Raw genomic sequence first — 20336 nt, forward strand, 5'->3', positions numbered from 1 at the left:
GCCGGCAAGGCTCTTCCAGCGCCTGGCCCGGCAGCCTTTTTGCCCGATTTTTCTGCACCGATTCTTTCTAACACCCAGTCAGGAGAAGCGCTCCATGCACGCTACAGCCAGTACTCCGGCGTCGTCCCCGGTGTTGCCGACGACCTCCCGCCCCACCGCCGCCAGCGCCGCCGCGCCGGCCTACCAGGGCTACCAGATCCTGCGGCGCAACGGCGCCGTCGTGTCCTTCGAGCCCAACAAGATCGCGGTGGCGCTCATGAAGGCCTTCCTGGCCGTGCACGGCACCCAGGGCGCAGCCTCGGCCAGCGTGCGCGAGACGGTCGACGGCCTGACCGAGAACGTGGTGCGCGCGCTGCTGCGCTCGCGCCCTGGCGGTGGCACCTTCCACATCGAGGACGTGCAGGACCAGGTCGAGCTGGGCCTGATGCGCGGCGGCCACCATGAAGTGGCGCGGGCCTACGTGCTGTACCGCGAGCGCCGTTCGCAGGAGCGTGCGCGCCAGGTGGCGCCGGCCGAGGCCGCCTCGCCGCACCAGTTCTTCGTGACCGAGAACGGCGTGCGCACGCCGCTGGACGATGCCCGCCTGCAGCTGCTGATCGAATCGGCCTGCGCCAACCTGGGCGCTGACATCCGCCCCGAGCCCATCCTGGCCGAGACGCGCCGCAACCTGTACGACGGCGTGCCGATCGAAGAGGTGCACAAGGCCGCCATCCTGGCCGCCCGCACGCTGATCGAGAAGGACCCCGGCTACACCCGCGCCACCGCCCGCCTGCTGCTGCACACCATCCGCAAGGAAGTGCTGGGCTTCGAGGCGATGCATGCCGACATGGCCACGCAGTACGCCGAGTACTTCCCCACCTTCATCAAGAAGGGCGTGCAGGCCGAGCTGCTGGACGAGAAGCTGATGCAGTTCGACCTGGCCCGCCTGGGTGCGGCGCTGAACGCCGACCGCGACCTGCAGTTCGACTACCTCGGCCTGCAGACGCTGTACGACCGCTACTTCCTGCATGTCAACGAGACCCGCATCGAGCTGCCGCAGGCCTTCTTCATGCGCGTGGCCATGGGGCTGTCGCTCAATGAGATCGACCGCGAGGCGCGTGCGATCGAGTTCTACAACGTGCTGTCGACCTTCGACTTCATGTCGAGCACGCCCACGCTGTTCAATGCCGGCACCCGCCGCTCGCAGCTGTCGAGTTGCTACCTCACGACCGTGGCCGACGACCTCGACGGCATCTACGAGGCGCTGAAGGAAAACGCGCTGCTGAGCAAGTTCGCCGGCGGCCTGGGCAACGACTGGACCAACGTGCGTGCGCTGGGCTCCTACATCAAGGGCACCAACGGCAAGAGCCAGGGCGTGGTGCCGTTCCTGAAGGTGGTCAACGACACCGCGGTGGCGGTGAACCAGGGCGGCAAGCGCAAGGGCGCGGTGTGCGCCTACCTGGAGACCTGGCACCTCGACATCGAGGAATTCCTGGAGCTGCGCAAGAACACCGGCGACGACCGCCGCCGCACCCACGACATGAACACGGCGAACTGGATTCCCGACCTGTTCATGAAGCGCGTGATGGAAGGCGGCGAGTGGACGCTGTTCTCGCCCTCCACCTGCCCCGACCTGCACGACAAGATCGGCAAGGCGTTCGAGGAGGCCTATGTCGCCTACGAGGCCAAGGCCGACCGCGGCGAGATCAAGCTGTTCCGCCGCATGCCCGCCAAGGACCTGTGGCGCAAGATGCTCTCGATGCTGTTCGAGACCGGCCACCCCTGGATCACCTTCAAGGACGCCTGCAACGTGCGCTCGCCGCAGCAGCACGTGGGTGTGGTGCACTCGTCCAACCTGTGCACCGAGATCACGCTGAACACCAGCGACTCCGAGATCGCCGTGTGCAACCTCGGCTCGGTGAACCTGGCGCAGCACCTGAAGGACGGCGCGATCGACCACGACAAGTTGAAGCGCACCGTGTCCACCGCGATGCGCATGCTCGACAACGTGATCGACATCAACTACTACGCCGTCAAGAAGGCGCGTGACTCCAACCTGCGGCATCGTCCGGTGGGCCTGGGCATCATGGGCTTCCAGGACGCGCTGTACCAGCTGCGCACGCCCTACGCCAGCCAGGCCGCGGTGGAGTTCGCCGACCGTTCGATGGAAGCCGTGTGCTACCACGCCTACTGGGCCTCGACCGACCTGGCCGCCGAGCGTGGCCGCTACTCCAGCTACCGCGGCTCGCTGTGGGACCGTGGCGTGCTGCCGCTCGATTCACTGAAGCTGCTGGCCGAGGAGCGTGGCGGCTACGTGGAAGCCGACACCGCCGCCACGCTGGACTGGGACGCGCTGCGTGCCCGCATCGCCGAGCACGGCATGCGCAACAGCAACTGCGTGGCCATCGCGCCCACGGCCACCATCTCCAACATCGTGGGCGTGGATGCATCGATCGAGCCCTGCTTCGGCAACCTGTCGGTCAAGTCCAACCTGTCTGGCGAGTTCACCGTCATCAACGAGTACCTCGTGCAGGACCTGAAGAAGCTGGGCCTGTGGGACGACGTGATGGTGATGGACCTCAAGCACTTCGATGGTTCGCTGCGCCGCATCGACCGCGTGCCTGAAGACCTGAAGCAGCTGTACGCCACCGCCTTCGAGGTGGAGACGCAGTGGCTGGTGGAAGCCGCGGCCCGCCGCCAGAAGTGGATCGACCAGGCGCAGAGCCTCAACATCTACATGGCCGGTGCCTCGGGCAAGAAGCTCGACGAGACCTACAAGCTCGCTTGGATCCGCGGCCTCAAGACCACCTACTACCTGCGCACCATGGGTGCCACGCATGCGGAGAAGTCGACGGTCAAGGCCGGTGCGATGAACTCGGTGAGCTCGGGTGCCAACAGCTCGCATGGTGCGCATGTGAGCGGTGGCGGCATGTCGGCCATCGATGCCGCTGCAGCCCAGGCCCGTGCCGCACAAGCGGCCGCCGAGCCGGCCACCGACATCAAGTTCTGCAGCATCGACGACCCCGGCTGCGAAGCCTGCCAGTGATGCCGTCTGCGATGCGATGTTGTCGATGCAATGCGGCAACATCGACATCGCATTGATGTCAATAAGTGCTTGGTGTTTGAACACAACACTCGGATAATTTCAACACCTGAGGATGTACATACATGCTGGTCTGGGAAGAAGACAAACCGGTCGAAGCCAAGGCTCCTGAAAGAGCCCCCCACACTGTTGACGCGAAGCCCCAAACGACTCGCGCGACGACGGCTTCACCGGCCCTGCAAACCGCGCAGTCCATGCCCGCTGCAGCCCCCGCCGTCGCGGCTGCCACCGTCCCCGCAGGCACATCGATTGCCGCCGCTGTTCAACACAGCACGCGCCGCGTCAACGTGGCCGACAAGCGGATCATCAATGGCCAGACGGATGTCAACCAGCTCGTCCCGTTCAAGTACAAGTGGGCTTGGGAGAAGTACCTCGCCACCTGTGCCAACCACTGGATGCCGCAAGAGGTGAACATGTCGCGCGACATCGCGACCTGGAAGGACCCCAACGGCCTGACGGACGACGAGCGCCGCATCATCAAGCGCAACCTCGGCTTCTTCGTGACGGCCGATTCGCTGGCCGCCAACAACATCGTGCTGGGCACCTATCGCCACATCACGGCGCCCGAGTGCCGCCAGTTTCTGCTGCGCCAGGCGTTCGAGGAAGCGATCCACACGCACGCCTACCAGTACATCGTCGAGTCGCTCGGGCTCGACGAGAGCGAGATCTTCAACGCCTACAACGAGGTGAAGTCGATCCGCGACAAGGACGAGTTCCTGATCCCCTTCATCGGCGCGATCATGGACCCCAACTTCCACACCGGCACGCCCGAGAACGACCAGACCCTGCTCAAGAGCCTGATCGTCTTCGCCTGCCTGATGGAGGGCCTGTTCTTCTACGTCGGCTTCACGCAGATCCTTGCGCTGGGCCGGCAGAACAAGATGACGGGCGCGGCCGAGCAGTACCAGTACATCCTTCGCGACGAGTCGATGCACTGCAACTTCGGCATCGACCTCATCAACCAGCTCAAGCTCGAGAACCCGCACCTCTGGACGGCGGAGTTCAAGGCCGAGATCACGGCGCTGTTCCTGAAGGCCGTCGACCTCGAATACCGCTATGCCGAAGACACCATGCCGCGTGGCGTGCTGGGTCTGAACGCGTCCATGTTCAAGGGCTACCTGCGCTACATCGCCAACCGGCGGGCCACGCAGATCGGCCTCGACCCGCTCTTCCCGAACGAGGAGAACCCGTTCCCGTGGATGAGCGAGATGATCGACCTGAAGAAGGAGCGCAACTTTTTCGAAACCCGCGTCATCGAGTACCAATCCGGTGGCGCACTGAGCTGGGACTGAACGCCGCTTTGACGAGCAGCAGACAGCTCCCTGGTGTGAAGAGATCAAGATCCGCGGCACGAGAAGCCAGGCCATAGAAGCCGGGCTCCCGGGTCGCCACCCCGTTCACCGTACCGAGGCAGCCGGCGCTACGCCGGAAGACCACGGACGGTGGGCCACCTTGCTGTAACTCGAGCGGCAGGGTGCTGTTTGCAACTTGATCAAGGAGATTGAAATGGCAACTGCGAAGAAGGCCGCACCGGCCAAGAAGGCCCCGGCGAAGAAGGCCGCGGCACCGGCCAAGAAGGCGGCGCCCGCGAAGAAGGCGGCACCGGCCAAGAAGGCGGCGCCGGCGAAGAAGGCCGCTGCACCGGCGAAGAAGGCTGCCGCCAAGAAGGCAGCGGCGCCGGCCAAGAAGGCGGCAGCTCCGGCGAAGAAGGCCGCGGCGAAGAAGTCGGCGGCACCGGCCAAGAAGGCGGCGGCTCCGGCGAAGAAGGCGGCTGCCAAGAAGGCCGCCGCGCCGGCGAAGAAGGCTTCCGCACCGGCCAAGAAGGCGGCTGCGAAGAAGACCTCGTCGTCCACGCCGGCCAAGAAGGCGGCCGCTGCCCCGGCCAAGAAGGCTGCTGCGAAGAAGGCCGCGAAGAAGGCGCCGACCCCCAGTGCCCCTGCGGCCCCTGCGGCGAAGACGGCGTTGAGCCCGGCGGCAGCCTGGCCCTTCCCGACCGGCAACAAGCCCTGATCGTCTTCTGACGACATGAAGCCCGGCCTGGTGCCGGGCTTTTCTTTTGTGGGGCGCTTCAGCCCTCCAGGATGGCCGGATCCACCTGGTGGTTCTGGCCGCCGCGGCTGGCGATCTTCAGCGCACCCAGGCGGTTGCCCAGCGCCGCGCAGCGGGACAGCTCCCAGCCTCGTTCCAGGCCGTAAAGCAGGCCGCCGCGGAAGGCGTCGCCGCAGCCGGTGGGGTCGAGCACGTCGCTGGCCTTCACGCCGGGCACCAGCGTGCGCTGGCCCTGCTGCCACACCTCGCAGCCCTGGTCGGCCAGCGTGACCACCAAGCCCTTCAGGTGCGAGCGCGAGAGCGCCTCGATGTCGGTGCCCATGCGTTCGCACAGCATGCGGGCTTCGTAGTCGTTGACGGTCACCCAGGTGGCCTGCTCGACGAAGCGGCGCAGCTCGGCGCCGTCGAACATCGGCAGGCCCTGGCCCGGGTCGAACACGAAGGGGATGCCGGCCGCATGCATCTGCTGCGCATGCACCAGCATCGCGTCGCGGCCGTCGGGGGCGATGATGCCGATCTTCAGGTCGCTGCGCGCAGGCACTTCGGTCAGGTGGGCCAGGCTCATCGCACCGGGGTGAAAGGCCCAGATCTGGTTGTTGTCCTGGTCGGTGATGCACATGCCCTGCGCGGTGTAGCTGCCGGCGTCGGTGTGGATGCAGGACACGTCGATGCCCAGGCCTTGCAGCCGCTCCACATAGTCCTTGCCGTCGCTGCCCACCGCGGCCATCACCACAGCGTCGCCACCCAGCGCCCGCAGGGTGTAGCCGATGTTGCCGGCGCAGCCGCCGTACTCCTTGCGCAGCGTGGGCACCAGGAAGCTGACGTTCAGGATGTGGACCTGCTCCGGCAGGATCTGCTGCGCAAAGCGGCCCGGGAAGTTGGTGATCGTGTCGAACGCAAGCGATCCGCAGATGAGGGCGGCCATGGAGGCTCCTGGAGAAGAGAGGGCGAAGGGATCAGGGGTAGAAGATCTCGACGGTGTAGCCGGTGAGCTTGCGCTCGCCGCCAGCCAGCACGCCCTGCAGCTTGAGCGTGCTGCCGGCCGCCAGGGTGTTGCCGCTGGCGCCCATGGCGGCAGCGCTCAGCACCTTGCGGCTGACCACCTGACCCTGCGCATCGGTGAGCGTGAGCTCGAAGGCGGGCAGCATCACCGGCACGCGGTCGTTGTTGCGCAGCGTGGCGTTGAACTCGTAGCTGTTGGCATGGCCTTCCAGCTTGACCAGGCCGCTGCTGTCCACGGCCAGGCTGTCCACCCGGCGCAGCGGCTCCACCTGGCAGCTGGCCAGGCCGCACAGCGCATGCAGCACCGGCGCCGATTCCGGCCAGCGGGCGGCCAGCGCATCGCGCCAGCGCAGGCCGATCTGGGCCAGCAGCAGCAGCGCCAGCAGCACCGCGGCCAGCACCAGCAGCCCGCGCACGCCGGGGCGCTGCCACAGGCCGGCCTGTCGCGGCGACGGGCGGCGCATGAACTCGGGCGTGGCAGGCCGGGCCGGGGCCGCGGCGGCGGCCGCCGGCGGCACCGGCGCCGGATCGGCCCAGGCGGCGGCCGGTCGGGCGGCCGGCGGCGGCACCAGGTCGGGCGGCGATTCGCGCATCGGCAGCGGGGCCGAGCGGGCACGGAAGGGCTCGTCGTCCGGCTCGTCGTCCGAGAATTCCTGCGGCGCCTGCGTGGGCTGGAAGCGCGGGTCCAGGCGGCGGCCGTCGTCGGGTTCGTCGTCGGGCTGGTGCAGCAGCGGACGGTGGTCCAGCCGGGCGGAAGCGGGCAGGTCGTCGCCGGGCAGGTCGGACGGCTCGAATGGCGGCGGCTCCAGGGGGCCCAGCGCGCCGGCACGCGGCGCCGGCAGGGGCTCCTGCGGCGCCTGCGGGGCAGGCGGTTCACCATCGGGCGCGCCCGGCCAGGGCGGGGGCGTCTCCTGTTCGAGGTCGAACAGCGACTCCAGCGCATTGAACACCGCCTCGCAGCGGCCGCAGCGCACCCAGCCCTCGGAGACCTTGAGCTGGTCCTCGACCACGCGGAACACCGTGCCGCACTGGGCGCAGCGGGTGGCCAGGCTCATGGTGCGAAGCGGGCGGTCATGAGCACCCAGCCGTCCTCGCGGTCGTGCACCGCCAGCTCGCACCAGGGTGCGTAGGCGGCCGTCAGTTCCTCGGCCTGGCGTTCCAGGATGCCGGCCAGCACCAGGTCGCCGCCGGGGGCCACATGGCCGCACAGCAGCGGCGCCAGCAGCTTCAGCGGCGTGGCCAGGATGTTGGCCAGCACCAGCGGGTAGTGCCCGCCGGCCGCGTCGGGCAGCCCAGCGTGCAGCGTGACGCCGTTGGCCTGGGCATTGGCCAGGGTGGAAGTGACGGCCGCGGGGTCGATGTCCACCGCGTCGATGGCCTGGCCGCCGTGCAGCGCCGCGCCGATGGCCAGGATGCCGGAGCCGCAGCCGTAGTCCAGCACCCGCGACCAGCCGGCGCCGCGCCCGGCCGCCTGGCGGGCGATCCAGCGCAGGCACATGCGGGTGGTGGGGTGAGTGCCGGTGCCGAAGGCCAGGCCAGGGTCGAGCCGGATGACCTGCCGGGCGGCGGCGGGCGGCTCATGCCAGGTGGGTACGATCCAGAAGTCGGGCGTGATCTCCACCGGCGCGAACTGCGATTGCGTCAGCCGCACCCAGTCCTGCTCCGGCACCGGCTGCAGGCCCTGCATCGCCACATCGGCGGCCCAGTCCTGGGCCAGCAGCAGCGTGGCGGCCTCGGTGGCCTGTGCCTCTTCGGCGAACAGCGCGCGCAGCGTGGAGCGCTGCCAGCCGGCCTTGGGAGCCGGCATGCCCGGTTCGCCGAACAGGGCCTGCTCGGCGTCGCTGTCCGCATCGGCGTCTTCCACCGAGACCGACAGCGCGTCCAGCTCGAGCATCAAGGCATCGGACACCGCCTCGACCAGCGGCTCCGGCGCGCGCAGCACCAGCTCAAACATGCGGGCCTCCGCAGCCGATGCCGAGCCGCCTCGCGGGGCAACGAAGCGGCGAAGCCGTGAGCGTGGGGGCGGACATCATCTCTTGTGTTGGGCGAGCCAGCCTTCGAGGTAATGGATGCTGGTGCCGCCTTCGATGAACTTGGCGTCCACCATCAGCTCGCGGTGCAGCGGGATGTTGGTCTGGATGCCTTCGACCACCGTCTCGTCCAGCGCGGTGCGCATGCGGGCCAGGGCCTGCTCGCGGGTGTCGCCGTGCACGATGATCTTGCCCACCATCGAGTCGTAGTTCGGCGGCACGAAGTAGTTCGAGTAGATGTGCGAGTCCACCCGCACGCCCGGGCCGCCCGGCGGATGCCACATCGTGATGCGGCCCGGCGAGGGCACGAAGGTGTACGGGTTCTCGGCATTCACCCGCACCTCGATCGCATGGCCGCGCTGCTGGATCTGGCGCTGCGCAAAGGGCAGCTTCTCGCCGGCGGCCACGCGGATCTGCATCTGCACGATGTCGATGCCGCTGACCATCTCGGTCACCGGATGCTCCACCTGCACCCGGGTGTTCATCTCGATGAAGTAGAACTCGCCGTTCTCGTACAGGAACTCGAAGGTGCCGGCACCGCGGTAGCCGATCTTCTTGCAGGCGGCGGCGCAGCGGTCGCCGATGCGTTCGATCACCCGGCGCGGGATGCCCGGCGCCGGCGCTTCCTCGATGATCTTCTGGTGGCGGCGCTGCATGGAGCAGTCGCGCTCGCCCAGCCACACCGCATTGCGGTGCGAGTCGGCCATCACCTGGATCTCGATGTGGCGCGGGTTCTGGAGGAACTTCTCCATGTACACCGCCGGGTTGCCGAAGGCGGCACCGGCCTCGGCCTTGGTGGTCTGTACCGCATGCAGCAGCGCTGCCTCGGTGTGCACCACGCGCATGCCGCGGCCACCGCCGCCGCCGGCGGCCTTGATGATCACCGGGTAGCCGATGGCGCGGGCGGTGCGGATGATCTCCTTCGGGTCGTCGGGCAGCGCGCCCTCCGAGCCCGGCACGCAGGGCACGCCCGACTTGATCATGGCCTGCTTGGCCGAGACCTTGTCGCCCATGATGCGGATGGATTCGGGCGTCGGCCCGATGAAGACGAAGCCGCTCTTCTCCACGCGCTCGGCGAAGTCGGCGTTCTCGGACAGGAAGCCGTAGCCGGGGTGGATGGCCTCGGCGTCGGTCACCTCCGCGGTGGAGATGATGGCCGGCATGTTGAGGTAGCTCTGCGCCGACGGCGCCGGGCCGATGCACACCGCCTCGTCGGCCAGCTTCACGTACTTGGCGTCGCGGTCGGCCTCGGAATACACCACGACCGACTTGACGCCCATCTCGCGGCAGGCGCGCTGGATGCGCAGGGCGATCTCGCCGCGGTTGGCGATCAGCAGTTTCTTGAACACGAGGCCGGCCTCACTCGATGATGAACAGCGGCTGGCCGAATTCGACCGCCTGGCCGTTGTCCACCAGGATCTTGGTGACGGTGCCGCTCTTGTCGGCTTCGATCTCGTTCATGATCTTCATCGCCTCGATGATGCACAGCGGCTCGCCTTCCTTGACGGCCTGGCCCACCTCGGCCAGCGGCTTGGCACCCGGGCTGGACGCCGCATAGAACGTGCCCACCATCGGCGACTTGACGATGTGGCCGCTGGGCTCGGCCGGTGCCTCCACCGCCGGCGCGGCTGCCGAGGCGGCAGCGGCCAGCGGCGCCGGTGCCTGCTGCAGCGGCGCGGGAGCCGGTGCGTAGGCCTGCGGCGCGGCCTGGGGATCGGCCTTGACGATGCGCACCTTGCCATCGGCCTCGGTGATCTCGAGCTCGGAGATGTTCGATTCCGACACGAGGTCGATGAGCGTTTTGAGCTTGCGCAGATCCATTGTTCGTTCTCCTGCACACGAAGCGGGCAGCACCCGGCATCACGCGCGATCAAGTCAAGTTTTGCGGCGAAGTGGCCGGCATCACCGGCGTTTCGTCCACCCTGGCGTCGCAGCGGAACAACAGGTCCGCGAATAATTGCGAGCAGGGCGCGGGGAGCGAACTCTACGCGGTTTATCCGCCGTTACCCGGTGTTGACAAAAATTAGAAGGCTGTTAGGGCTTCAGCCCGCGGAGCGGGCCCAGGAGGCCAATTCCTCGTAGCTGGTCTCGCCCAGCTTGCGATGAAGCGGCCGGCCATCGCGGCCAAACACCACGGTGAACGGCAGCGCACCGGCCGTGTTGCCCAGCCGCTTGGACAGGTCGGTGCCTTCCAGCCCCGCCAGCCCGATGGGGAACCCCAGCGGCTGCTTGCGCAGGAACTCGCGCACGGAGGTGGGCCCATCCACCGCCAGGCCCACCACGCGCCAGCCGGCGGCCCGGAAGTCGGTGTGGAAGCGGTCGATCTGCGGCAGCTCCTTCACACATGGCGGGCACCAGGTGGCCCAGAAGTTGAGCACCAGCGGCTGGCCGCGCAGGCCGGCCATCTGGAGCTCGCCGCCGTCCGGCTGGGTGAAGCTGAGCGACCACAGCGCCGCCGCGGCCTGGTCATCCACCGGGCCGGGCGACAGCCGCCACCACGCCAGGCCGGCGCCGGCCATCGCGGCCAGGGCGCCCACGCCGGCGAACAAGGTGCTGCGTCTTTTCATGTGTCGGAAGCCTCGGGGTCGGCCGCATCTTCGGCCATGCGGCGCCGCAAGGCGCCCAGGTCGCCGCGCAGGGTGCGGCCGGTGGCATCGGGCTTGAGGGCGCCGCGCAGGTCGTCCAGGTCGCGGATGGCGAGGAACAGCGTCACGTGATCGTCCAGCTCGGGGCACCAGCTGGCCAGCGAGAGCATGTCCACCGGCTCGCCGCCGCGCGGGGACGGCAGGCTGCCGACGTCGTAGTCGACGCCCTGGTTGATCAGCTCGATCTCGGCCGACTTGGTGTCGTCGCAATACAGGTCCAGGTGCAGGGCCGACAGCCGGGTGGCGGTGCCGCGCCAGGCGGCGCCCGACAGGTGCGGCCGGAACTCGGCCAGCCGCTCCATCCAGCGCAGCGCCAGGCCGCGCAGCGCGGCCAGTTCGGCCGGCTGGGTATCGGCGCAGAACACGCTGATGTACTCGCGCACCGCGTCCTCCACCGCGTCGTTGCCAGGCAGGTCGGCCGGGCGCGAGCGGCCGAGCGAACGGGCGGCCTTGCGCTTGGCCGGGCCGTACTCCATGCCTTCTTCCACCACCAGGCGGGCGGCGGTGGCGGCGATGTCGGCACTCATCGATTCACTCATGCCGGGGATGATACGGATCAGGGCAGTTCCACCGCGCCCATGCGGGCGGCGACGGTGCCGGCGCGGCCCACGATGTAGGGCGAGCCCGGCCGCCGCTCGAAGCGCTTGGGCGCCGGCAGCATCACCGCCAGCCGGGCGGCCTGCGCCGTGCCGAGCTGCGCCGCATCCACCCGGAAGTAGTGCCGCGCGGCCGCCTGCGCGCCGAACACGCCTTCGCCCCATTCCACGTTGTTCAGGTAGATCTCCAGGATGCGCTGCTTGCCCAGCAAGGTCTCCAGCATGTAGGTGATGACCAGTTCCTGCCCCTTGCGCACCGTGGTGCGCTCGGACGAGAGAAACAGGTTCTTGGCCAGCTGCTGGGTGATGGTGGAGCCGCCCACGATGCGCGGCTGCGCCGGCACGGGCGGAGCCTTGGCCGCGGCCTTGCCCTGGCGCTGGGCCAGCAGCTGGTTGCGTTTCTCGGCCTGGGCCTCGGCGCGCAGGTTGCGGTCCCAGGCCTTCTCGATGGCTTCCCAGTCCACGCCGCCGTGGTCCACGAAGCTGGCGTCCTCGCTGGCGATCACGGCGCGCTTCAGGCTGGGCGCGATGCGCTCATAGGGCACCCACTGCTGGCTCCAGCCGGCCTGGCGCCCGGCCTGGCTGCCCAGCAGCCGCCGCGCCTCGCTGCGCTGGAAGGCGGTGGATTGCGGGTCGACCACCACCATCAGCGCCACGCGCAGGCCGAAGTACAGCTGCAGCGCCAGGAAGCACAGCACCGCCAGAGCGATCCAACGGCCCAGCTGCTTCATGGCCGGGCCAGCGCCTCGCGCAGCGCAGCCAGCACCGGCGCCGTCTGCGGCCGCACGCCGCGCCAGAGGAAGAAGGCCTCGGCCGCCTGCTCCACCAGCATGCCCAGGCCGTCGCGGGCCACGGCGCCATGGGCCCGCGCCCACTGCAGGAAGGGCTCGGCCGCCGGGCCGTACATCAGGTCGATGGCCAGCGTGCCCGGCCGCAGCACCGAGGCCGGCACGGGCACGGCCGCGCCTTGCAGGCTGGTGGCGCTGCTGTTGAGCACCACGTCGAACGGGCCTTCGGGCAGGTCCAGCCCGCCGGCCTGCAGCCGCACGCCGTGGCGCCGGGCCCAGTCGGCGTGGCGGTCCGCCAGGGCCTGGGCCTTGGCTGGCGTGCGGTTGGCCACCACGATCTCACGCGGCCGGCCTTCGATCAGCGGCCCCAGTGCGCCGGCGGCCGCCCCGCCTGCGCCCACCAGCAGCACCCGGGTGCCGTCCAGCGGCACGCCGGCGTTGGCGATGTCGCGCGCCAGGCCGATGCCGTCGGTGTTGTCGGCCACCCAGCCGTCGGGCCGCAGGTCCAGCACATTGGCCGCGCCGGCCAGCGCGGCGCGCTCGCTGACGCGGGCGGCCAGGCCGGGGGCTTCGAGCTTGAAGGGCACGGTGACGTTGCAGCCCTTGCCGCCTTCGGCGATGAACTGCCGCAGCGTGTCGGCAAAGCCGTCGAAGGGGCTGAGCACCCGGCTGTAGCGCACCGGCTCGCCGGTCTGGCGGGCGAAGGCGGCGTGGATGAAAGGCGACTGGCTGTGCTGGATCGGGTTGCCGATCACGGCATACAGCTCGTCGGCGGGCGCGGGGGCGGTTGCGGAGGTGCTCATCGTCGGGAGGTGGCGGACAGGCTGGTTTCCAGCCCGTCGTCGCGGGTGAATCTGAAGCGGGAGGTGACCACGATCTGGTCGGCCTCCTGTTGCATGGCCGCATTGAAGCGGCCGAAGGGCGAGGCCGCATGCACGATGGCCACGGCGCGCTGGTCCAGGTGGCGGTTGCCGGAGGAGCGCAGCACCTCGGCCTCCACCACCTGGCCGAGCGCATCCACGGTGACGTTCATCGTCAGCTCGCCGTACAGCTTGCGGCCCTGGAAGCGCGGAAAGTCGCGGGTGCCGCGTTCCTCGATGCGGCGGCGCAGGCGGTCGTAGTAGGTGGCGTAGGTCACCTCGCGGGTGGCCGGGCTGATGTAGCGGCGCCGCGGCTCGGCGTTCTGCTGGTTGATGCGGGTTTCGATCTCGGCCAGCAGGCGCAGCATCTGGCGGCGCTTTTCCTCCTGCGCGTCGCCGTCGGCCGCGCCGGTGTCGCGCCGGGGATCGGGCGGCGGCAGCAGCGCCAGCTCGCGCCGCACCTGGGCCAGCAACTGCTGCTGCTGGGTCTGCATCTGCTCGATGCGGCGCTGGCGGCTGTCGGTGTCCTCGCCGCTGCGCACTTCCAGCGTGGGCGGCAGCGGGGAGGTGGCGCGGCCCTGCGCGGCTTCGCCGCCACCGGCCAGCGCGGCCTGGGCCAGCGCCTGGGCCTGCGGTGGCGGCTCCGCGCCGCGGGCATTCACCAGGATGACTTCCAGCGGTGATTCGCCCATGCGCTGCAGCAGCCCGGCAGGCGAGGCCACCTGCATCGTCAACAGGCCGGCATGCACGCCCACCGAGGCCAGCAGCGCCCACTGCAGCGTGCCCCAGCCGCGCAGGCGCCGCAGCAGGACGGGGCGGCCGGCTGGCCGGCCCCCGCCACCGCGTGCCAGGCGCTGCGCCGCGGCCATCGGCGTCAGGCCGCCGCGGGGGCGGCACCCTCCTGCGGTGCGGCGGCGCCCGCCTCGGGCGCATCGCCCAGGTCGATGGCCAGCGACAGCGGCGCGGCTTCCTGCACTTCCTCGTCCACCTCGGCATCGGTCTCGGCAGCCACCTCGGCCACCGCGTCGTCCAGGCGGGTGACGAGCTGCGCATGCAGGTCCAGCGTCAGCAGGTCCATGCCGGTGATGCGCACCCGCACGTGCGCGCCGCGCGGCAGCTGCTCGCAGCCGTTGGCACGGAACACCAGCGGCAGCGTGTCGGCCCGCACCAGGCCGTCCTTCATCACCGCGGCTTCCAGCTCGGTCACGCCGTTCTGCTCCAGCCAGCGCAGCGTCCAGTAGCGCTCGATGCCGTGCTGGAAGTCGTTGTAGGCGCCGTAGGCGGCGTCGAAGGCCGAGATGATGGAGAACAGCTGCGCATCCTTCGGCTTGAAGGGCGCAGCCAGCGCGGCGGTGCGGCCGTGGCGCGCGCAGGCGATGATCTGCCACTGGTTGACCAGGTCGACGTAGCGGCGCAGCGGCGAGGTGGCCCAGGTGTACTGCGCCACGCCCATGCCCGCATGTGGCAGCGCCTTGGTGCCCATGCGCACCTTGATGCCGGGTGCCAGGCTGGCCTGGCTGCGGTAGATGCCGGGCAGGCCGCATTCGGCCAGCCAGCCGCCCCAGGTGCTGTTGGCCAGGATCATCGCCTCGGCCACGATCAGGTCCAGCGGTGCGCCGCGGCGGCGGGTGCTGATCTGCACCGTCTCGTCGCCCTCGGGCACGCCGGTATTCCCTTCCAGCCGGAAGTTGTAGTCGGGCCGATTGAAGTTCTCCGGCTTGCCGCGCACCACCTCGCGCCGGGCCTTCAGGTGCTGCGCCAGCCGGAAGGCGAAGGCCAGCTCGGGCGCGAAGGCATAGTCCGCCGGCGCCGCGCCGGTGAGCGTGGCCTCGGTCACCACGTCGTCCAGCCGGTCGTGGCGCAGGTTGGCGGCGATGGGCACACGCTCCAGCTTCGTCTCGCTGGCGCGCACTTCCAGCGTGGCCTCGTCCATCGTCACGTACAGGCTGACGGCCGGGCAGTCCTGGCCTTCGGCCAGCGTGTAGCGCTGCACCACCTCGTCGGGCAGCATCGTCAGCTTCCAGCCGGGCATGTAGACGGTGGACAGGCGCTCGCCGGCCACCTTGTCGATGGCGCTGCCCGGCGCAAAGGCCAGGCCGGGCGCGGCGATGTGGATGCCGAACACCACGGTGCCGGTGCCCAGGCCCTGCACCGACAGCGCATCGTCGATCTCGGTGGTCTGCGAATCGTCGATCGAGAAGGCCTGCACCGGCGCCAGCGGCAGCGGCTCGGCAATGTCGGGCGCCTGGAGCGCCGGAAAGCCCGTGCCCTTCGGGAACTGCTCGAACAGGAAGCGCTTCCAGTGGAACTGGTACGGGCTGCGGATGGCGCCCGCGGCCTTCAGCAGGTCCAGCGGCGCGCGCTGCGAGCGCTTGGCCGCCTCCACCACGGCCTTGTACTCGGGCGCGTTCTTGTCGGGCTTGAACAGGATCTTGTAGAGCTGCTCCTGCACCGGCTCGGGGCAGCGGCCCTCGGCCAGCTCGGTGGCCCAGGACTCGATCTGCGCGGCCTGCTGCTTCTTGCGCTCGATGCCCAGCAGCGCGGCCTTGACGGTTTCCTCCGGCGCCTTCTTGAACAGGCCCTTGCCGACGCGGCGGAAGTAATGCGGAGCCTCGTAAAGGCGGAAGAGGGCGGCGGCCTGCTGCGCCAGCCCGGCCTTGGCATCGAAGTAGTCGCGCGCCAGGTCGGCGAAGCCGAACTCCCCTTCGGGGGCGAATTCCCCAGGCCAGGTCGAGGTCGATCTCGGGTGCCAGGCGCTGCCCTTCGGCGATCAGCTCGGCAGGCGACGGCTTGTCGAACTTGAGCAGGACGTTGGCGGCCTTGACCTTGACGCGCTTGCCCGAGTCGAGCTCGATCTGCATCGAGCTCTCGGCCTCGGACATCACGCGGCCGGCCAGGAACTTGCCGGATTCATCGAACAGTGCATACATCGGCCAATTGTCACACCCTGATCAAGCGGAGCCTCTCGCGGCCGCCGACCGGCCGCCCCGAAGGCGGCCGCGTTACCCGCTTGGCGGGTGGGGCCGTGTACGCACGGCACCGGGTGCGCGATTCAGACGGTCATGCCGCCGGACACCTCAATCACGGCGCCGTTCACATAGCTCGCCTCGTCGCTGGCCAGGAACGCATACACGTTGGCGATCTCTTCCGGCTTGCCAAGCCGATGCAGCGGCACCTGCTCGCGCATGTGGTCCAGCACCTTCTCGGGAATGGTGGACAGGATGGGCGTTTCAACGAAGCCCGGCGCCACCGCGTTCACCCGCACACCCTTGGGGCCCAGCTCGCGGCTCCAGGTCTTGGTGAAGCCGATGACGCCGAACTTGCTGGCCGCGTAGTTGGTCTGGCCGAAGTTGCCGTAGATGCCCACCACCGACGATGCGTTCAGGATCACGCCGCCGCCCTGCGCGCTCATGGTCTCGGCCACCGCCTGCGCGCAATGGAACACGCCGCGCAGGTTCACGTCGATCACCGCGTCGAACTGCGCCTCGGTCATCTTCACCAGGCGGGCGTCCTTGGTGATGCCGGCGTTGTTCACCAGCACGTCGATGCGGCCGTGGCGGGCTTTCACCGCGGCCACCATCGCATCCACCTGGGCGCGGTCGGTCACGTCCACCACATGGCCTTCGGCGCGGCCACCGGCCTGCACGCACTGCGTCACCGCGGCATCGATGGCCGCGGGCTTCACGTCGCACACGATCACCACCGCGCCCTCGGCCGCGAACTTGGCGGCGGTGGCCAGGCCGATGCCCTGGGCCGCGCCGGTGACGATGCAGATCTTGTCTTTCAATCTCATGGTTGCTTCAGGGTGTCAGGTGGAGGAAATCGAGCACGAAGGGCAGGTGCACGTCGAAATTGGAGATGGCGTGGTCGCCGCCTTCCAGCAGGCGCACATTGGCGCCGGCATAGCGGCCGCTCATCTCGCGCCAGTCCAGCACCTCGTCGCCCTGGCAGATGACGGCGGCATAACGCTCGGGCCGGGTGATCGCCGGCACCGTCAGCGCCCGCAGCTCGTCGATGAACTCGGGCCGGAAGAAGAAGTGCTGCCCGGGGTCGTGGAAGGCGGTCTGCTCGCCGATGTACTTTTCCAGGTCGCGCGCCGGGTTCACCGCCGGGTTCAGCAGCACGGCGGGGCAGCCGGTGCGCTCGGCCACCGCGGTGGCGTAGAAGCCACCCAGCGAGCTGCCCACCACCGCCATGTGATCGGCCGGCCAGCCGGCGATGCCTTCGGTCAGCAGCTGCATCGCCGCGCGGGGCGAGGGCGGCAGCTGGGGGCACCACCACTGCACACCGGGCCGGTGGGCCTGGATCCAGGCGCCCATGTGGCGGGCCTTGAAGGATTGCGGTGACGACCGGAAGCCGTGCAGGTACAGCAGGTGGGTGGGCGCTTGGTTCACGCAGCCAGTCTATCGGCCACCCCTGAACGCTGGCTTGCGCAGCGTGGGAACATAGGCGCTCCTGCTGCGAACCCGTTGAAAGCCGACATGCGTTCATCCGTCCGACCCGTCCGCCTGAGTGCCGTTGCAGCGGCCTTGTTGATCCTGTCCGGCTGCGCCGCGCTGCAGCGGCCGGCCGCCGGCCCGGCTGCCGCGTCCGGCAGCCCCGCGCCGGCCAGGCCGCCTGCCGCCGTGGGCGGCGGTGCCGCCACCATGGCCGCCGCGGCCGGCGCGGCTGCCGCGCCGGCCGCGGGGGCCTCGGCCCCGGCCGGTGGGTCGGCAGCCGGCGCACCGCCGCCTGGCGCCGCCGCCCGGCCCGACCCCGCCGCGCCGCGCCCCTTCGCCGACGTGATCCGCGAGGCCAAGGTCGACGACGGCTTCTTCCCCGTCTGGCGCAAGGACGAGAAGGTATGGCTGGAGATCCCCTCCGACCGCTTCGGCAAGCCCTTCCTGCTGACGGCGGGCGTGAGCCAGTCGGTGGGCGAGCGTGGCCTGTACGGCGGCCAGATGGCCAACGGCTGGATGGTGGAGCTGCGCCGCATCGGCAACACCGTGCAGCTGGTGGCCAAGAACACCGATTTCGTCGCCTCCGGCGACCCGGCGCTGGCCCGCACCGTGCGCCAGAGCTTCTCCGACAGCCTGCTGGGCGCGGCGCCGGTGGCCAGCGCCGAGCATCCGCAGCGCAAGTCGGTGCTGGTGGACGCGGCCTTCCTGCTGTCGGACATCGTCGGCTACTCCACCCTGCTGGAAGCGGCCTACCGGCTGCCCTACGGGCTGGATCGCGGGAATTCATGGTTCGAGTCGGCCCGCGCCGATGGCAACAGCACCTCGCTGAATGCCAACCTGCACTTCGTCACGCCGCGCATCCCGGCGCCGCCGCTGGTGCGGCCGCCGACGCCCACGCCGATGCCGTCGCCGCCCACCACCACGCCCGACCCGCGCAGCCTGTTCGTCGGCATCGTCTACAGCCTGCAGCAGCTGCCGCAGCAGCCGATGGCACCGCGGGCCGCCGACCCGCGGTTGGGCCATTTCACCGATGCCTTCACCGACTACGGCCAGGAGCTGAAGCCCAACCTGCGCGTGCACCATGTGGCGCGCTGGCGGCTGGAGAAGAAGGAGCCGGACGCCGCGCTGTCGGAGCCGGTGCAGCCCATCACCTACTGGCTGGACCGCAACATCCCGCAGCGCTATCGCGCCTCGGTGGAAGCCGGCGTGCTGGAGTGGAACAAGGCCTTCGAGCGCATCGGCTTCAAGAATGCGGTGGTGGTGAAGCAGCAACCGGACGACGCCACCTTCGACACGCTGGATGCCTCGCATGCCTCCATCCGCTGGTTCGTCGGCAGCGACGTGGGCTTTGCCCGCGGCCCCAGCGTGCGTGACCCGCGTACCGGCGAGATCCTGGATGCCGACATCGCGATGAGCGACGTGTTCGCCCGCGGCGCCCGGCGCTTCGCCACCGAGGACCTGGGCACCTCGCCGGCCAAGCTGCAGTCGTTTGCGCAGCCCTTCGGCCGCCACCAGCACAACGCCTTCTGCGACTACGCCGAACAGAGTTCCGACGAGGCTGCCTTCGCCTTCGACCTGCTGGCGGCCCGCGCCGAGCTGCCGCCCGACAGCCCCGAGGTGGAGGCCATCGTGCAGGCCTACGTGAAGGACGTGATCATGCATGAGGTGGGCCACACGCTCGGCCTCAAGCACAACTTCAAGGCCTCCACCACCGTCAACCGCAACCAGCTGCAGGACAGGAGCTTCACCGAGGCCAATGGCATCGTCAGCTCGGTGATGGACTACACCCCGTTCAACATCGCGCTGGCCAACGAGCGCCAGGGCAACTACGTGACGCCCACGCTCGGCGCCTACGACTACTGGGCCATCGAATACGCGTACAAGCCCATCCCGCGCGAGCAGGAGGCGCAGGAGCTGGGCCGCATCGCCGCGCGCAGCACCGAGCCGCAGCTGGCCTATGCCGACGATGCCGATGCCGACTCCGGCCGCGGCGGCGGCATCGACCCCTACACCAACCGCTTCGACCTGGGCGACGACCCGCTGGCCTGGTACCGCAAGCGCTTCGCGCTCTCCCGCGAGCTGTGGGACCGGGTGCAGGCCCGCGGCGCGCGGCCGGGCGACGACCCGCAGCGCGAACGCCGGGTGCTGGCCAGCGGCTTCCGCCAGTTGCGCGACATCCCGCAGCTCACCGCCAAGTACGTGGGCGGCATGGTGGTGCAGCGCGACCTGCCCGGCACCACCGGACGGCCCACCTACAAACCGGTGGAGCCCGCTCGCCAGCGCGAGGCGCTGCGCTTCCTGGCCGACAGCGTGTTCAGCGTGGACAGCTTCCGCTTCCGCCCCGAGTTCCTGGCCAGCCTGAGCCCCGACTTCAACGAATGGGAGCGCGGCCAGCCGGTGAGCATCCCCACGCTGGTGCTGGGCCTGCAGACCCAGGCGCTGGACCGGCTGATGACCGCCGGCACCGCCCAGCGCGTGCTGGACCTGCCGGCCTACCTGACGGCCCGTGAACGCAACGGCGCGCTCACGCTCAACGAGGTGTACGGCACGCTGCAGTCGTCCATCTGGCGCGAACTGAAGCAGGGCGGCGAGATCGACGGCATGCGGCGCAACCTGCAGCGCGAGCACCTGAAGCGCGTGCAGGCGCTGCTGACGCGGCCCAGCGACCTGCCGGCCGATGCGATGAGCCTGGTGCGCATGCAGGCCACCGAGCTGCAGGCTCAGCTGAAGGCCAGCGCGGGCCGCAGCGGCGTGAGTGCCGAGACGCGGGCCCACCTGCAGGAAAGCCTGAGCACCTTGAACGAGGCACTGCGGGCCACGATGGTCCGCAGCTGAGGCCGGGCCT

At 69.6% G+C, this 20336-nt stretch carries 16 protein-coding genes and 1 pseudogene; 3 read left to right on the forward strand and 14 right to left on the reverse strand.

Translation table 11 applies throughout. From position 1 onward, the window contains the following. Positions 1–94: 94 nt before the first annotated feature. Complete coding sequence (locus tag LRS14_RS16955) at positions 95–3025, forward strand: ribonucleoside-diphosphate reductase subunit alpha (protein ID WP_257800258.1); 2931 nt, start codon at positions 95–97, stop codon at positions 3023–3025. A 122-nt stretch (positions 3026–3147) separates the two neighbouring features. Further along, the gene (locus tag LRS14_RS16960) at positions 3148–4374 is read left to right on the forward strand and encodes a ribonucleotide-diphosphate reductase subunit beta (protein WP_257800259.1); all 1227 of its coding nucleotides are present in this window, start codon (positions 3148–3150) and stop codon (positions 4372–4374) included. A gap of 105 nt (positions 4375–4479) precedes the next feature. Here the strand turns inward: LRS14_RS16960 and LRS14_RS16965 are convergent, their stop codons facing one another. The 14 genes and pseudogenes from LRS14_RS16965 to LRS14_RS17030 all read right to left on the reverse strand — a co-directional run bounded on the left by LRS14_RS16965 (position 4480) and on the right by LRS14_RS17030 (position 17446). Then, positions 4480–5109, reverse strand: a complete 630-nt coding sequence (locus LRS14_RS16965) for a hypothetical protein (protein ID WP_198156837.1) — start codon at positions 5107–5109, stop codon at positions 4480–4482. 41 nt (positions 5110–5150) lie between these two features. Further along, positions 5151–6056 carry a carbohydrate kinase family protein gene (locus tag LRS14_RS16970; protein WP_257800260.1) on the reverse strand — a complete coding sequence of 302 codons (906 nt, stop codon included), beginning with the start codon at positions 6054–6056 and terminating at the stop codon, positions 5151–5153. A gap of 31 nt (positions 6057–6087) precedes the next feature. Continuing rightward, positions 6088–7188 carry a zinc-ribbon and DUF3426 domain-containing protein gene (locus LRS14_RS16975; protein WP_257800261.1) on the reverse strand — a complete coding sequence of 367 codons (1101 nt, stop codon included), beginning with the start codon at positions 7186–7188 and terminating at the stop codon, positions 6088–6090. Beyond that, positions 7185–8087 (reverse strand): 50S ribosomal protein L11 methyltransferase, encoded by a 903-nt coding sequence (gene prmA / locus LRS14_RS16980; protein ID WP_257800262.1) that lies wholly within the window; start codon positions 8085–8087, stop codon positions 7185–7187. The genes LRS14_RS16975 and prmA overlap by 4 nt, the downstream gene beginning before the upstream one ends. Positions 8088–8162: 75 nt before the next feature. Further along, positions 8163–9512 (reverse strand): acetyl-CoA carboxylase biotin carboxylase subunit, encoded by a 1350-nt coding sequence (accC, locus tag LRS14_RS16985; RefSeq protein WP_046111171.1) that lies wholly within the window; start codon positions 9510–9512, stop codon positions 8163–8165. 10 nt (positions 9513–9522) lie between these two features. Next, a complete protein-coding gene (accB, locus tag LRS14_RS16990; RefSeq protein ID WP_257800263.1) occupies positions 9523–9984 on the reverse strand; it encodes an acetyl-CoA carboxylase biotin carboxyl carrier protein in 462 nt (153 codons plus the stop codon). 221 nt (positions 9985–10205) lie between these two features. After that, positions 10206–10730 (reverse strand): TlpA disulfide reductase family protein, encoded by a 525-nt coding sequence (locus LRS14_RS16995; RefSeq protein WP_257800264.1) that lies wholly within the window; start codon positions 10728–10730, stop codon positions 10206–10208. Further along, positions 10727–11335 (reverse strand): hypothetical protein, encoded by a 609-nt coding sequence (locus LRS14_RS17000; RefSeq protein ID WP_232315240.1) that lies wholly within the window; start codon positions 11333–11335, stop codon positions 10727–10729. The genes LRS14_RS16995 and LRS14_RS17000 overlap by 4 nt, the downstream gene beginning before the upstream one ends. Positions 11336–11364: 29 nt before the next feature. Continuing rightward, on the reverse strand, positions 11365–12135 hold the full coding sequence (locus tag LRS14_RS17005) for a transglycosylase domain-containing protein (protein WP_046111175.1): 771 nt from the start codon (positions 12133–12135) through the stop codon (positions 11365–11367). Further along, entirely contained in the window at positions 12132–12995 is an 864-nt protein-coding gene (gene aroE, locus LRS14_RS17010; protein WP_257800265.1) for a shikimate dehydrogenase, read from the reverse strand. Before aroE ends, LRS14_RS17005 begins: the two co-directional genes overlap by 4 nt. Continuing rightward, positions 12992–13921 carry an energy transducer TonB gene (locus tag LRS14_RS17015; protein WP_257800266.1) on the reverse strand — a complete coding sequence of 310 codons (930 nt, stop codon included), beginning with the start codon at positions 13919–13921 and terminating at the stop codon, positions 12992–12994. Before LRS14_RS17015 ends, aroE begins: the two co-directional genes overlap by 4 nt. A gap of 5 nt (positions 13922–13926) precedes the next feature. Then, positions 13927–15982: pseudogene (locus LRS14_RS17020) on the reverse strand (ribonuclease catalytic domain-containing protein). Between the two features lie 122 nt (positions 15983–16104). Continuing rightward, entirely contained in the window at positions 16105–16845 is a 741-nt protein-coding gene (gene fabG / locus LRS14_RS17025; protein WP_257800267.1) for a 3-oxoacyl-[acyl-carrier-protein] reductase, read from the reverse strand. A gap of 7 nt (positions 16846–16852) precedes the next feature. Further along, positions 16853–17446, reverse strand: a complete 594-nt coding sequence (locus LRS14_RS17030) for a YqiA/YcfP family alpha/beta fold hydrolase (RefSeq protein ID WP_257800268.1) — start codon at positions 17444–17446, stop codon at positions 16853–16855. 135 nt (positions 17447–17581) lie between these two features. Here LRS14_RS17030 and LRS14_RS17035 point away from each other — a divergent pair, with 135 nt between their 5' ends. Continuing rightward, complete coding sequence (locus tag LRS14_RS17035; protein ID WP_257800269.1) at positions 17582–20326, forward strand: zinc-dependent metalloprotease; 2745 nt, start codon at positions 17582–17584, stop codon at positions 20324–20326. Positions 20327–20336 lie beyond the last annotated feature (10 nt).

The organism is Aquincola sp. J276, assembly GCF_024700035.1.
GTDB classification, from domain to species: Bacteria; Pseudomonadota; Gammaproteobacteria; order Burkholderiales; family Burkholderiaceae_C; genus Aquincola; species Aquincola tertiaricarbonis.

What these genes read in the sequence shown, in the direction of transcription:
- LRS14_RS16955 (WP_257800258.1), top strand. Translation starts at nt 95, where the DNA reads ATGCACGCTACAGCCAGTACTCCGGCGTCGTCCCCGGTGTTGCCGACG.
- LRS14_RS16960 (WP_257800259.1), top strand. Translation starts at nt 3,148, where the DNA reads ATGCTGGTCTGGGAAGAAGACAAACCGGTCGAAGCCAAGGCTCCTGAA.
- LRS14_RS16965 (WP_198156837.1), bottom strand. Translation starts at nt 5,109, where the DNA reads ATGTCGTCAGAAGACGATCAGGGCTTGTTGCCGGTCGGGAAGGGCCAG.
- LRS14_RS16970 (WP_257800260.1), bottom strand. Translation starts at nt 6,056, where the DNA reads ATGGCCGCCCTCATCTGCGGATCGCTTGCGTTCGACACGATCACCAAC.
- LRS14_RS16975 (WP_257800261.1), bottom strand. Translation starts at nt 7,188, where the DNA reads ATGAGCCTGGCCACCCGCTGCGCCCAGTGCGGCACGGTGTTCCGCGTG.
- prmA (WP_257800262.1), bottom strand. Translation starts at nt 8,087, where the DNA reads ATGTTTGAGCTGGTGCTGCGCGCGCCGGAGCCGCTGGTCGAGGCGGTG.
- accB (WP_257800263.1), bottom strand. Translation starts at nt 9,984, where the DNA reads ATGGATCTGCGCAAGCTCAAAACGCTCATCGACCTCGTGTCGGAATCG.
- LRS14_RS16995 (WP_257800264.1), bottom strand. Translation starts at nt 10,730, where the DNA reads ATGAAAAGACGCAGCACCTTGTTCGCCGGCGTGGGCGCCCTGGCCGCG.
- LRS14_RS17000 (WP_232315240.1), bottom strand. Translation starts at nt 11,335, where the DNA reads ATGAGTGCCGACATCGCCGCCACCGCCGCCCGCCTGGTGGTGGAAGAA.
- LRS14_RS17005 (WP_046111175.1), bottom strand. Translation starts at nt 12,135, where the DNA reads ATGAAGCAGCTGGGCCGTTGGATCGCTCTGGCGGTGCTGTGCTTCCTG.
- aroE (WP_257800265.1), bottom strand. Translation starts at nt 12,995, where the DNA reads ATGAGCACCTCCGCAACCGCCCCCGCGCCCGCCGACGAGCTGTATGCC.
- LRS14_RS17015 (WP_257800266.1), bottom strand. Translation starts at nt 13,921, where the DNA reads ATGGCCGCGGCGCAGCGCCTGGCACGCGGTGGCGGGGGCCGGCCAGCC.
- fabG (WP_257800267.1), bottom strand. Translation starts at nt 16,845, where the DNA reads ATGAGATTGAAAGACAAGATCTGCATCGTCACCGGCGCGGCCCAGGGC.